The sequence below is a fragment of the Mesorhizobium sp. L2C084A000 genome (genome assembly GCF_000502875.1).
Taxonomy (GTDB): domain Bacteria; phylum Pseudomonadota; class Alphaproteobacteria; order Rhizobiales; family Rhizobiaceae; genus Mesorhizobium.
Window position 1 is genome coordinate 55684 of the sequence record NZ_AYWX01000016.1, and the last position, 12469, is coordinate 68152.

General features: G+C 65.2%; 14 protein-coding genes. 10 read left to right on the top strand and 4 right to left on the bottom strand.

The features are described from left to right. Window positions 1–31 precede the first annotated feature (31 nt). Window positions 32–601, bottom strand: coding sequence for an elongation factor P (efp, locus tag X735_RS139995; protein ID WP_023813554.1), 570 nt, complete (start codon window positions 599–601; stop codon window positions 32–34). Window positions 602–718: 117 nt separating this feature from the next. On the opposite strand from efp, the gene epmA reads away from it, so the two are divergent. After that, the gene (epmA, locus tag X735_RS139990) at window positions 719–1759 is read left to right on the top strand and encodes an EF-P lysine aminoacylase EpmA (protein WP_023813555.1); all 1041 of its coding nucleotides are present in this window, start codon (window positions 719–721) and stop codon (window positions 1757–1759) included. A gap of 113 nt (window positions 1760–1872) precedes the next feature. After that, on the top strand, window positions 1873–3123 hold the full coding sequence (locus tag X735_RS139985; protein ID WP_023813556.1) for an FAD-dependent oxidoreductase: 1251 nt from the start codon (window positions 1873–1875) through the stop codon (window positions 3121–3123). 23 nt (window positions 3124–3146) lie between these two features. On the opposite strand, the gene X735_RS139980 is transcribed toward X735_RS139985, so the two are convergent. Next, the gene (locus X735_RS139980) at window positions 3147–3563 is read right to left on the bottom strand and encodes a VOC family protein (RefSeq protein WP_013532348.1); all 417 of its coding nucleotides are present in this window, start codon (window positions 3561–3563) and stop codon (window positions 3147–3149) included. A gap of 166 nt (window positions 3564–3729) precedes the next feature. On the opposite strand from X735_RS139980, the gene X735_RS139975 reads away from it, so the two are divergent. The 6 genes from X735_RS139975 to lpxK all read left to right on the top strand — a co-directional run bounded on the left by X735_RS139975 (window position 3730) and on the right by lpxK (window position 9361). Beyond that, complete coding sequence (locus tag X735_RS139975) at window positions 3730–5073, top strand: TldD/PmbA family protein (RefSeq protein WP_023813557.1); 1344 nt, start codon at window positions 3730–3732, stop codon at window positions 5071–5073. Beyond that, the gene (locus X735_RS139970; RefSeq protein WP_023813558.1) at window positions 5060–5875 is read left to right on the top strand and encodes a 3'(2'),5'-bisphosphate nucleotidase CysQ; all 816 of its coding nucleotides are present in this window, start codon (window positions 5060–5062) and stop codon (window positions 5873–5875) included. The genes X735_RS139975 and X735_RS139970 overlap by 14 nt, the downstream gene beginning before the upstream one ends. Before the next feature lie 103 nt (window positions 5876–5978). After that, window positions 5979–6224 carry a DUF4170 domain-containing protein gene (locus X735_RS139965; protein WP_013532345.1) on the top strand — a complete coding sequence of 82 codons (246 nt, stop codon included), beginning with the start codon at window positions 5979–5981 and terminating at the stop codon, window positions 6222–6224. A 5-nt stretch (window positions 6225–6229) separates the two neighbouring features. Further along, window positions 6230–7021, top strand: coding sequence for a lysophospholipid acyltransferase family protein (locus X735_RS139960; protein ID WP_013532344.1), 792 nt, complete (start codon window positions 6230–6232; stop codon window positions 7019–7021). Further along, window positions 7018–8334 (top strand): lipid IV(A) 3-deoxy-D-manno-octulosonic acid transferase, encoded by a 1317-nt coding sequence (gene waaA, locus X735_RS139955; protein ID WP_023813559.1) that lies wholly within the window; start codon window positions 7018–7020, stop codon window positions 8332–8334. Before X735_RS139960 ends, waaA begins: the two co-directional genes overlap by 4 nt. 1 nt (window position 8335) lies before the next feature. Continuing rightward, window positions 8336–9361 (top strand): tetraacyldisaccharide 4'-kinase, encoded by a 1026-nt coding sequence (gene lpxK / locus X735_RS139950; protein ID WP_023813560.1) that lies wholly within the window; start codon window positions 8336–8338, stop codon window positions 9359–9361. Between the two features lie 121 nt (window positions 9362–9482). Here the strand turns inward: lpxK and X735_RS139945 are convergent, their stop codons facing one another. Next, window positions 9483–9716: a DUF2093 domain-containing protein gene (locus tag X735_RS139945; protein ID WP_031213688.1), complete on the bottom strand. Its 234-nt coding sequence runs from the start codon at window positions 9714–9716 to the stop codon at window positions 9483–9485. A gap of 76 nt (window positions 9717–9792) precedes the next feature. On the opposite strand from X735_RS139945, the gene X735_RS139940 reads away from it, so the two are divergent. Beyond that, entirely contained in the window at window positions 9793–10428 is a 636-nt protein-coding gene (locus X735_RS139940) for a hypothetical protein (protein WP_245273293.1), read from the top strand. 42 nt (window positions 10429–10470) lie between these two features. On the opposite strand, the gene X735_RS139935 is transcribed toward X735_RS139940, so the two are convergent. After that, on the bottom strand, window positions 10471–11397 hold the full coding sequence (locus X735_RS139935) for a LysR family transcriptional regulator (RefSeq protein WP_023813563.1): 927 nt from the start codon (window positions 11395–11397) through the stop codon (window positions 10471–10473). Between the two features lie 91 nt (window positions 11398–11488). Here X735_RS139935 and X735_RS139930 point away from each other — a divergent pair, with 91 nt between their 5' ends. After that, window positions 11489–12382 (top strand): DMT family transporter, encoded by an 894-nt coding sequence (locus X735_RS139930; RefSeq protein WP_023813564.1) that lies wholly within the window; start codon window positions 11489–11491, stop codon window positions 12380–12382. The last annotated feature ends 87 nt before the right edge of the window (window positions 12383–12469 follow it).

Genomic DNA, 12469 nt, shown 5'->3' on the forward strand with positions numbered 1-12469 from the left:
GGCTAGGAAGCTCGTGACCCCCAGGACCCCCTCAGTCCTTCGCGCGCTCCACATACGCCCCATCGGCCGTCATCACCACCACGCGGGTGCCCGGCGCGATGTGCGGGGGGACCAGTGTGCGCACGCCGTTGGACAGCACGGCCGGCTTGTAGGAGGACGACGCCGTCTGGCCCTTGGTCGTCGGCTCGGTTTCCACCACTTCGAAGGTCGCGCGCTGCGGCAGCACCAGGGAAATGGCAATGCCGTTGAACTGCGACACCTGCACGGCCATGCCTTCCAGCAGGTAGGGCGCCATGTCGCCGACCACGCCTTCCGAGACGGCCACCTGGTCGTAGCTTTCCGGGTTCATGAAGTGAAACCCTTCGCCGTCGCGATACAGGAAAGTGTGCTCGCGCTCTTCGACATAGGCGCGCTCAACCTGTTCGGTGGTGCGGTAGCGCTCCGAAACCTTTACCCCGTCGCCGATGCGGCGCATATCGAGCTGCGTCACCGGCGTGCCCTTGCCTGGGTGGATGTTTTCGGCAAAGAGGATCACATAAAGCTTGCCGTCCTTTTCGACGACGTTGCCTTTGCGGAGCGAACTGGCGATGACTTTCACCACGGTTTTATATCCTGCAAGAAGAGTTGACTGGCGTTTGCCGGCTTGTGCGGCGCTGGATGGGGGCCTACCGCATCTTGGCCGCCGCCGCCAGCCCCCTTCCACCATGTTCCGAGCCGCATGACCGAAGCTTCGCCCTGGTGGACGCCTGACGTTCATGCCGACCGCCGCCCGCGGCTGATGCTGCGCAACGGCATCGCCGCCAGCCTGCGCGATTGGTTCGCCGCCCATGATTTCGTCGAGGTGCAGACGGCAGCGCTGCAGGTCTCGCCCGGCAACGAGGCGCATCTGACGGCCTTCGCCACGGAAGCGGTCGGGCCGGACGGTGCAAGGGCGCCGCTCTATCTCCACACCTCTCCGGAATTCGCCTGCAAGAAGCTGCTCGCCGCCGGTGAAGTCAGGATTTTCAGCTTCGGTCCGGTCTACCGCAACCGTGAGCGCGGCCCCTTGCACCATCCCGAATTCACCATGCTCGAATGGTATCGGGTGGGCGAGGCCTATGAGAGCCTGATGCTGGATTGCGCGGCCTTTCTGGCGCTGGCCGCGACAAGGGCAGGGGCGACTCTTTTCTCTTTCCGGGGCCGCGACTGCGATCCGTTTGCCGAGCCGGAACGGCTGAGCGTGGCGGACGCCTTCACCCACTATTCCGGCATCGACCTGCTGGCAACGGTCGCCGCCGACGGCAGCACCGATCGCGACGCGCTGTATGCGGCTTTGACCCAGGCCGGCCTGCGCACTGCGCCCGACGATAGTTGGGCAGATTTGTTCAGCCGTGTGATGGTGGAAAAGATCGAGCCGTTGCTCGGGCAGGGGCGGGCGACCATCCTGTGCGAATATCCACTGGCCGAGGCGGCATTGGCGCGGCCGAGCCCGAACGACTCGCGCGTCGCCGAGCGTTTCGAGCTCTATTGCTGCGGCGTCGAACTCGCCAACGGCTTTGGCGAACTGACCGACGCCGACGAGCAGCGCCGGCGTTTCGTCATCGAGATGGATGAGAAACAGCGCATCTATGGCGAGCGCTATCCGCTGGACGAGGATTTCCTCGCCGCCCTGGCCATCATGCCGCTTGCCAGCGGCATCGCGCTCGGGTTCGACCGGCTGGTGATGCTGGCCACCGGCGCGCAAAAGATCGAGGACGTGATCTGGACGCCTGTTGCCTGAGGCGCGGAAAGATCTGGCCTATTCGATTCCAGGGATCAAGACTGGACCGTGACCCCGAACCAAGAGACCACATGATCGGTACGGGATTTCAAGGTCAATCGGGAAGATCCACAGTGGCTGCTTCTGAAACGGTCGAAATCGCCATTGTCGGCGCCGGAGTTGTCGGGCTGGCGACGGCACTTCGCCTTGTCGCGGACGGCCGCGAAGTTCTGCTCATCGATCCGAACGAGCCGGGCTCCGGCGCGTCGTTCGGCAATGCCGGGACGATCGCCGAATATGCCTGCATGCCGGTCGGCACTCCTGCGGTGCTGCGGGCGTTGCCAAAGCTGCTGCTTGATCCCGACAGCCCGTTTTCGCTGCGCTGGCCGGCGCTGCTGCAGCTGGCGCCATGGCTCGTTCGGTTCATGCGGCAATCGCTGCCGGCGGCCACCCGGGCCAATGCGCTGGCGCTCGCCGGACTGCTGGCCGACGCCCTCCCGGCCTGGGAGGAAATGGCTGGGGAGGCCGATCTGGACGATCTGCTGCGCCGCAATGGCTGTCTTTACCTCTATCGCCGCGAGAGCGATTTTGCCGCTGGCGCCGGCGGCCGGGCAATGCGCGCTGGGTTTGGCATCCACCAAGAGGTGCTGACTCCGGAAGAGGTGGCGGCACTTGAGCCGGGCCTGCCGGCGACAGCAGCGCATGGCGTGTATTTTCCCGACTCGATCAATGTCACCGATCCGGCAATGGTGATGCGGCGGTTGCTGGGCGCGGTGAGCGCCCGTGGTGCATCGGTGAAGCAGGTTGAGATCACCGGGCTGCAGGTCGAGGCTGGCGGTGTCCAGCTCAGCGGCCCCGGCGTTCGCATCAAGGCTGGCACGGTGGTGATCGCCGCCGGTGCACGGTCACGCGCACTGGCCGCGCAGGCCGGCGACAGGATTCCGCTCGAGACCGAGCGCGGCTATCATCTGGAATTCCACACCGACGCGCCGCTGCTCAACCGGCCTGTGTGTCCCGTCGATCTTGGTTTCTACCTGACGCCGATGGCTGGCCGCTTGCGGGTCGCCGGCACCGTCGAACTCGGCGGCCTGGTCGCGCCGCCAAATCCGCGCCGGCTGGCGCTGCTTGACCGTGGCGCCAGGCAAATTTTTCCCGGGCTCGGCTCGCCTGCCTCGCAATGGCTCGGCTTCCGGCCGTCCCTGCCGGATTCCAGGCCGGTCATCGGCGTTTCGCGCGGCAGCTCCCGCGTAATCCATGCTTTCGGGCACGGCCATCTCGGCCTGACGCTGGCTCCGATCACCGCGCGGCTGGTCGCCGACTTGATCGGCGGACGCGGCGATCCGGCGCGGCTCGCACCTTTCGTGGCGGGCCGTTTCGGCCGTTGATCGACCGATGCCCTCGATCTGAGCTAATGCGCGAAAACCTGCTCCAAAGAGCGAAAGCCCTTGAATTCCAAGGCATTGCCCGAGGGGTCCCGGATGAACAGCGTTGCCTGTTCGCCGGGCTCGCCCTTGAAGCGGACCATCGGCCGTTCCAGCCAGTCGATGTCGTCGCGCGCCTCCAGCCGCGTCGCCAGGCGCTGCCAGTCGTCCATCAGAAGCACAGCGCCGAAATGCGGGATCGGCACGACAATGCCGTCGACCTTGCCGTCACTGGGAGCCTGTGCGGCCTGCGGCCGCAGATGCGCCGACATCTGGTGGCCGTAAAGGTCGAAATCGACCCAGGTCGCTGACGACCGGCCGATCGCGCAGCCCAGCACCTCGCCATAGAAAACGCGGGTTTCATCGAGATCACGGACCGGAAAGGCGAGATGGAATGGCGTCATCGAAATGCTCCGTGCAGGCTGCGAACCGATTTTGCGTCACAGGGTTGGCGATTTGAACCGTCCACCCTGCATTTTGATTGAAGCCTATGCCATTGCACAAGCCGGACCGGAACAATAGATGGGTGGGCAACGGCCGCACACCGGCCGCACCAGCAGGATTTCAGGCATGACCGATATATCAGACGCAGCAAAATTGACCGACCGCGTCGCGGCTCTGGTCGAGGCTGCAAAAAAGGCCGGCGCCGATGCCGCCGACGCGGTGGCCGTGCGCGGCCGCTCGACCGGCGTGTCGGTGCGTCTCGGCAAGGTCGAGGCTACCGAAGCCTCCGAGAGCGAGGATGTCGCGCTGCGCGTTTTCGTCGGCGGCCGCGTGGCGAGTGTCTCGGCTACAGCGGCGTCCGACCCGAAAACACTGGCCGAGCGCGCTGTGGCGATGGCGAAAGTGTCGCCGCAGGATCCTTATCAGGGGCTGGCCGACCCGGCATTGCTGGCCAAACAGACGCGCGATCTCGATCTGTTCGACGCCACCGAAGTGTCCGCCGACCAGTTGAAGGAAGCCGCATTGGCGGCGGAAGCGGCAGCGCTTGCCGTCAAGGGCGTGACCAATTCGGCCGGCGCCAGCGCCGGTGCGGGGCTGGGTGGTCTGGTGCTGGCCACCTCGCACGGCTTCCTCGGCCACTATGTCGGTTCGCGTTTCTCGCGCTCGGCCAGCGTCATCGCCGGCGAGGGCACCGGCATGGAGCGCGACTATGAATTCTCCTCGCGCCAGCATTTCGCCGATCTCGACGCGCCGCAAGACATCGGCCGCAAGGCCGGTGAACGCGCCGTGCGCCGCATCGGCGCGCGCAAGGCGGCGACCGGGCCGGTCGACGTGGTATTCGACCCGCGTGTCGCGCGCGGCATCGCCGGCCATCTGGCCGGCGCCATCAACGGTGCCTCGGTGGCGCGCAAGACCTCGTTCCTGCGCGACATGATGGGCAAGCAGGTGGCCGCATCCGCCATCACCGTCACCGACGAGCCGCTCCGGCTGCGTGGCCAGGCCTCGCGGCCGTTCGACGGTGAAGGCGTCGAGGGCGAAAAGCTGTTGATGGTCGAGAAGGGCGTGCTCAACCACTGGTTCCTGTCGACCTCGGCTGCAAGGGAACTGGGCCTCGTCACCAACGGCCGCGGCGCGCGCGGCGGCTCCTCCGTGACGCCATCCTCCACCAATCTCGCCATCGAACCGGGCGAGCGGTCGCCGGAAGAGCTGATCAAATCGCTCAAGACCGGCTTCTACGTCACCGAAGTGTTCGGCCAGGGCGTCGACATGATCACTGGCGAATATAGCCGTGGCGCCTCGGGTTTCTGGATCGAGAATGGCGAGCTGGCCTATCCGGTCGCCGAGGTCACAATCGCCTCGAACCTGAAGACGATGTTCCTCAACATGGTGCCGGCCGATGACCTCGACCGTAATTTCGGCACCGCCGCCCCAACGCTCCTGATCGAAGGCATGACCCTTGCCGGAGCATGACCTGACCACTGCCGGGGCCATCTCCGGCGCCTCTGGGGACTTGCCGCTGCTGCGCGATGCCGCCCGCGAGGCGGGGGTCATCGCCATGCGCTACTTCGGCAACAGCCCACAAGTCTGGATGAAGGGCGGCACATCGCCGGTCAGCGAGGCCGACCATGCCGCCGACGCCTATCTGCGCGAAACATTGCTGGCGGCGCGGCCGGATTATGGTTGGCTGTCGGAAGAAACAGTTGACGATCCGGTCCGGCTTTCGGCACGCCGCACCTTCGTCGTCGACCCGATCGACGGCACGCGCGGTTTCCTGGAAGGCCAGCGTACCTGGTGTGTCAGCGTCGCCGTCGTCGAGCATGGCCGCACGTTGGCCGGCGTGCTGGAATGCCCGGCGATGGAGGAGACCTATTGGGCGCTGCCCGGTCAGGGCGCCTTCCGCAACGGCAAGCGCATTGCGGTTCGCCAGCTGGCAGACACGGCCGAGATTTCCGGGCTGAAGCAGTTGACCGACCTGATGCCGGCCGAATGGCAGGCGCGCCTGAAGCGGGCGCCCTACAGCCCTTCGCTCGCCTATCGGCTGGCCATGATTGCCAATGGCGCGCTGGATGCCACTTTCGTCAAGCCGAACGCGCATGACTGGGACATCGCCGCGGCCGATCTCATCTTGCGCGAGGCCGGCGGCCAGTTGCTCGACCAGCATGGCCGTGCTCCGCTCTATGCCGGCGAGGTGACTCGTCACGGCGCCCTTGCTGCCGGCAGCGGTGAATTGCTGGCCGTGCTCGCCGGCGTCATCGCCGGTCTGGACGCGTGAAAGCGTTTTCCCGGGCGAGATGAATTCATCTCGCCCTAAAGGTTCCAAAGTCGGCGGCTTTGGTCTAGACCTGTCACAAACTCACGATATGTGAAGGACCGACATGGCCGCGGAAGACGGAAAGAAACAGCTTTTGCATCTGGTGTTCGGTGGCGAACTGAAGAAGCTTGGCGGCACCGAATTCCGCGATCTCGACGGGCTCGACATCGTCGGCATCTATCCCGACTATCAATCCGCGCACACGGCGTGGAAAGCCAAGGCGCAAGCCAGCGTGGACAACGCCCACATGCGTTACTTCGTCGTTCATCTGCACCGGCTGCTGGACCCCGACAACAAGGCTGCCGGTTGACTTCGATGGAGCATGACCTGGCGAAAGGGCCAGCAAGCGATGCCGCGCCCACGGGCAGGGGACGCAGCCGCACGACCAAGGCCTTCTGGCGCAAGATTCGCCAACCGCTAGCGCAGTCGCGATTCGTCAAGAACGCCATTGCCAGCCTGTTCGCCCAGTTCGTGCGGTTCGTGCGCCTCACCAATCGCGTCGTCGAGGGCTCGGCGCGGTTTTCGGGCGGCGCCTATACCGAGTTCGAGCCTGGCATCATAGCCCTGTGGCACGGCCAGCATCTGCTGACGCCGGCCTATTATCCCAAGCGCAAGCCGCTGGTCGCCATGGTCTCACGCAGCGCCGATGCCGAGCTCAACGCGCTGATGCTGGAAAAATTCGGCATCGAGGCGGTGCGCGGGTCGGGCGGGCGGGAAAATGCCAGGCATCTCGACAAGGGTGGGGCAAAAGCGCTTATCGCCCTGAAAAAGTCGCTCGCCGTCGGCAAGAACGTCGCCATGATCGCAGATATTCCGCACGGCACGCCGCGAGACGCAGGGCTTGGCATCGTTCTCCTGGCCCGCCTCTCGGGCCGGCCGCTTGTGCCCGTCGCCATCACCACCAGCCGCCGCAAGGTGCTGGAGAAGAGCTGGGACAAGACCACCATCAACCTGCCGTTCGGCCGTTCGTCGATCGTCATCGGCCAGCCGATCTTCGTGGCGGCCGGCGCCGATGACGCCGAAATGGAGCGCAAGCGCCAGGAAGTGACGACCGCGCTCAATGCCGCGACTGCCGAGGCCTACCGTCTCGTGGATGCTCCGCGATGAGCGGCCGCTGGGCACGGGCCATGCTGTCGGCTTACCGGTTCGCGGGTGCGGCAGCCTATCCGCTGGTCGGGCCCTATGTTGCCTGGCGCACCTCGCGCGGCAAGGAAGACCGCTACCGCCGCCGCGAGCGCTATGGCGTCGCCGGCCGCGCGCGCCCCGACGGGCCGGTGATCTGGATACATGCCGCGAGCGTCGGTGAGACCATAGCCGTCGTGCCGCTGGTCGAAAGCATTCTCGACTACGGCGTCAACATCGTGCTGACGACCGGCACGGTCACCTCGGCGCAGGTCGCCGACGAGCGGCTCGGTGATCGGATCATCCATCAATACGTACCGCTCGATCTCAAGCCGGCGGTCAGCCGGTTCCTCGATCACTGGCAGCCGGACCTGGCGATCATCGCCGAATCCGAGATCTGGCCGATGACCATCCTCGAGCTTGGCGCGCGCCGCGTGCCGCAGGTGCTGGTCAATGGCAGGCTGTCCGACCGCTCGTTCAAGTCGTGGAAGAAACGGGCCAACATCGCCGAGGCGTTGTTCGAGAACCTGGCTCACGTCGTGGCGCAGTCGGATGTCGATGGCGAGCGGTTTCTGGCGCTCGGCGCGCGGCCGGTCACCGTGTCGGGCAATCTCAAGGTCGATACCTCGCCGCCGCCCGTCGACGAACGGGCGCTGGCGACGCTGCGGCGGCAGATAGGCACGCGCCCGACCTGGGCGGCGATCTCGACCCATGACGGCGAGGAAGTGGTCGCGGCTGAAGTCCACGCGACGCTGCACAAGCGCCACCATGGCCTTCTGACGATCGTCGTTCCGCGTCATCCCGATCGCGGCGAGGCCCTTGCGGCGCAGATTTCCGGCTTGGGCCTGAAGGTCGCGCGGCGCAGCAAGGGCGACAGGATCGCCGCCGACACGGATATATTGCTCGGCGACACGATCGGCGAGATGGGGCTCTATCTCCGGCTGACAGAAATCGCCTTCGTCGGCCGCTCGCTGACCTCCGAGGGTGGCCAGAACCCGCTGGAGCCGGCCATGCTCGACACGGCGGTTCTCGCCGGGCGCAATGTTCAGAATTTTCGCGAGGCCTACCAGCGTCTCCTCGACAGCGGCGGCGCCAAGCTGGTGCGCGATCGCGACATGCTGGCCGGCGCCGTCAATTTCCTCCTGACCAACGAAGTGGCGCGCCACGAGATGATGGCGGCGGGTGTAGCGACCGTCGACGAGATGCGCGGCGCGCTGGCGCGCACGCTGAAATCGCTTGAGCCCTACATCCAGCCGCTGGTCGTCAAGTCGCGCCTGAAGGGCGCGAACGGGCGCTAGCGTGGCCTCCGAAGCACCACCATTCTGGTGGGAAGAGCCGGACTGGCGGGTCTTGGCGCTGTCGCCGCTATCGGCCATCTATGCCGCCGCCGCCGGCCGCGGCATGCGGCGGGCCAAGCGCGAGAAGATCGAAGCACCCGTTCTGTGCATCGGCAATTTCACGGTTGGCGGCACCGGCAAGACACCGGTGGCCATCGCGCTCGCCAAACAGGCCAAGCGCATGCGTCTCAAACCAGGCTTCCTGTCGCGCGGCCATGGCGGCTCCTTCGCCGAGCCGCATGTCGTCGATATCCATCACGACAGCGCCCGGCATGTCGGTGACGAACCGCTGCTGCTCGCCGAACACGCGCCGGTGGCGGTGACGCCGAACCGCGCCGCCGGCGCTCGGCTGCTGCTGGAACGGCATGGCTGCGATTTCCTGATCATGGATGATGGCTTCCAGAGCGCCCGCATCCACATCGATTATGCGCTGGTCGTCGTCGATGCGCGCTATGGGATCGGCAATGGCCGCGTCATTCCGGGCGGGCCGCTCAGGGCCAAAATCGTCGACCAGCTGGTCTTCACCAGCGGGCTGTTGAAAATGGGCGAGGGCACTGCCGCCGACGCCGTGGTCCGCCAGGCGGCACGCGCCGGCCGGCCAATCTTCGAGGCCCATATAGAGCCAAGCAGCAAGGCAGGGCTTGCCGGCAAGCGGTTCCTCGCCTTCGCCGGTATCGGCCATCCCGAGAAATTCTTCGACACGGTGCGCGAAGCCGGCGGCGAACTGGCATTGACGCGGCCGTTTCCGGACCATCATTTCTATGCCGAGGACGAACTTGCCGAGCTGGCGGCGACCGCACGCGCCGAAGGGCTGGTGCTCATCACCACCGCCAAGGACGCCGCCCGGCTACGCCACGGCGCCTCACAGGACTTTCTCGACCGGCTCGAGGTGCTGGAGATCGACACGGTCTTCGAACTCGACCACGTTCCCGAGCGCATCATCGACGAGACGCTCGATGCCTGGCGCCAGCGCAAGCTGAAAGGCTAAAGCAATTCTAGGAAAAGTGTGAAACGGTTTTCCCGGAAAAAGCGCATAGCGCTTTCCCTTGGGAATTGCGTCAAAACAAAGAGATAGAGCGGTTCGCCGTTCCGTGAAACGGTGAACTGCTCTAACCGCGCTTACGCAGCTCCGGATGCATCTCGATCTCGCGGCGCAGCGAGGCGGTGGCGCTGATGTAGGGCTCCTGCCTGGCGACGCTCCAGTATTTCAACTCGTCGAGCGGAATGCTTTCGCCTGTCACCGCGCAGCGCACGAACGCGCCGGGACTGGTAACCTGGAAGTCGCCATCCAGATAGCGGATGCGGGCTTCCTTGCCGCCGGGGCCTTCGAAACGGTTCATCATGCGGGGACGCCAGGGTTCATGAGGATTTCTCGCCATAAATTCCCGGCGAGGTCAAGCATGCGACAAGCCTGAGACAATGCTGAACGCTTATTGTGAAGCGGAAAAATGGTGTTGGCAGGCCGCAATGGACATTTCCTCCACTCGTCTTCCCGCGTTGCTCAGGGAAGTGATGACGCCGCAGGCAGTGCCCTCGGGGCAGGCTGATCCAGTCATGGCGGCACTGGTCAAGGCGCTGGTCCAACCGCCGGCACCGTCTCTGCTCGCACAACAGACAGCGCCAGCGCTGTTGACTTTGCCGGCCGCGCCAATGGCCGTCAAATCGCAGCAGATCGCATCGGCTGGCATCGTCGATGCCTATCTTGCCCAACTTGAGACGGGCGAAGAGGCGGCGTTGGCGACCATCGCGGCGAGAAAGGCAAAACCCGAAGCCGAAACACTGCGAGCCTTCTTGCCGCCTTCGACAACAGCCAATGACAATGCTCCTGCCAGGGTTGCGGGGCTGTCATTGCTGTCGCTTATCCCGCCGCAGGCTCCAGTCCCGCGCAATGCTGCCGCCCTGGGTACATTGGCGGGCAGGCACAGGCCGGCCAATCAATCCCACGGTGCGGCGCCGAACCCAGAGCAGTTGCTGGTGAAAATTGGCTTTGTTTCGATAATGGCCGGTTTGCTGGGAGCCGTGATCCTCGGGTTCGTTCTGTTGTTGCTTCGTTGAGCTTCGAATCGGCTGGTTCTCGATATATGCCCGGCGGAAGGCCTACCGCTCGGCTTCGATGAACGCCTCGATCTTTTCCGGCGCCAGCCCGGCCTCCGCCGCGATGCGGCGGGCGAGGTCGGCGGCTGCGGCACGCGGCCGCCCGATCGGCCGGTCGAGCCAGTAGGACACCGGATTGAGCGCGGTGCGCTCATCGACGGTGGTGATGCGGCCCGATTGCAATTGATGCCCGGTCAGGGGCGGGCGTGCCAGCGCGATGCCGAGCCCATAGGCGGCGGCGTCGAGCACCAGATTGTAGTCCTCGAAGCGACGGTCCTGCGGGCGCGGGCGATAATCCATGCCTTGCGCGGCAAACCAGGCGCGCCAGGCAGACGCGTCGGAATCGTTGATCAGCGGATATTTGAGCAGCCGGGCCGGGTCGCCGCGGCCGATCTCGCGGGCAAGCCCGGGTGACGCGACGGGGAAGACATGTTCCTCGAAAAGCTGCACCGAGACGCGGCCCGGAATGCCGCCGCGTCCACAGCGGATGGAGAGATCGATACCCTCATCGGCAAGGTCGGCCTGGCGGATGTCGACATCGAGCACGATGCGCAGCTTCGAGGGATTGTTCTCCAGAGCCGCCATGCGCGGCATCAGCCACAGCCCGCTGACCGAGGGGATCGAGGTCAGCCGCACCACGGCGGTGCCACGCGGCTCGACCCAGCGGTCGGAATGGGTCGATATCAGCGCAAAGGCTTCCGACGTGCGCAGATGCAGCCGGTTCCCCTCGATCGTCAGCGAGACGCCGCGCGCACCACGGTCGAAGACTTTCAATCCCAGCCAGTCCTCGAGCTTGGCGATCTGCCGGCTGACGGCGCCATGGGTGATATTGAGCTTTTCGGCGGCCGCCGAAAAGCTGCCTGTCCGCGCCGCCGCATCGAAGGCGCGCAGCGTCTCGAGCGGCACCATTGTGTCCGAGCTGTGATCCATAGTCACAGGTGATCCTCGATTTGGTCGTTTGTCAACTGGCCTGAAATGGCGTTTTCTGCCTCTCAGGACCGAAGAATACGAGGGCAGTGAGATGAGCGCGATGACGGGCACGTTGAATTCGACACAGCGGATGGACACCACGGCAGCCATTGCTGTCGCGCTGACGGTGGTCGGCTGGGCTTCTGCCTTTCCCGCCATCCGAGCCGGTCTCGCCGCCTTCGGACCGCTGGAATTGGGTGCATTGCGCTTTGCCATCGCCGCGGTGCCGGCGGCGATCTTCCTGGCCGTCAAGCGCCCGGTGCTGCCCAGGCTCGACGAAGTGTGGCGCCTTGTCTTTGGCGGCGCCATCTTCGTCGCGCTTTATACCGTCATGCTCAATTTCGGCGAACTGACCGTCTCGGCCGGTGCCGCCGGCTTCATCATCAATGTCAGCCCGATCTTCACCGCCATCATGGCGATGGTCCTGCTGGGCGAGCGCTTTTCGGGCATGGCCTGGGCCGGCACGGTGATTTCCTTCGCCGGCATTGGCGTCATCGCCATGGCCGACGGGCATGGCCTGTCTTTCAACACCGGTGCTCTTCTGGTGCTTGGTTCGGCCTTGTGCTCGGCCGTCAACACTATCGTCCAGAAGCCGCTGTTTGCCCGCCATCATCCGTTGACCATTTCGGCTTCGAACATGGTGCTCGGCGCACTATGCTTGGCGCCCTTCCTGCCGTCGGCCTTTTCGCAGGCGGCGGTTGCCGACACGGCAGGCCTCGGCGCCGTCATCTTTCTTGGCATCGTGCCCAGCCTGATCGCCTATGCCGCCTGGGCGACCGCGCTGTCGCGTCTGCCCGCCGCACGTGCCTCCAACTTCCTCTATCTGGTCTCGCCGATGTCCGCGCTGATCGGCTTCTTCTGGCTGGGCGAAGTCCCGACGCTGCTCGGCATAATCGGCGGCGCGCTGGCGCTGGGCGGTGTCATCGTGGTGAATTTGAAGAGATGATTTGGTAAGTCGGAGCCATTCCCCGGGCGGGAGTTGCGCCTTTGCCTGCCTTGCTGGTCATCCGGAGATCCGGCCTGATCCATATTG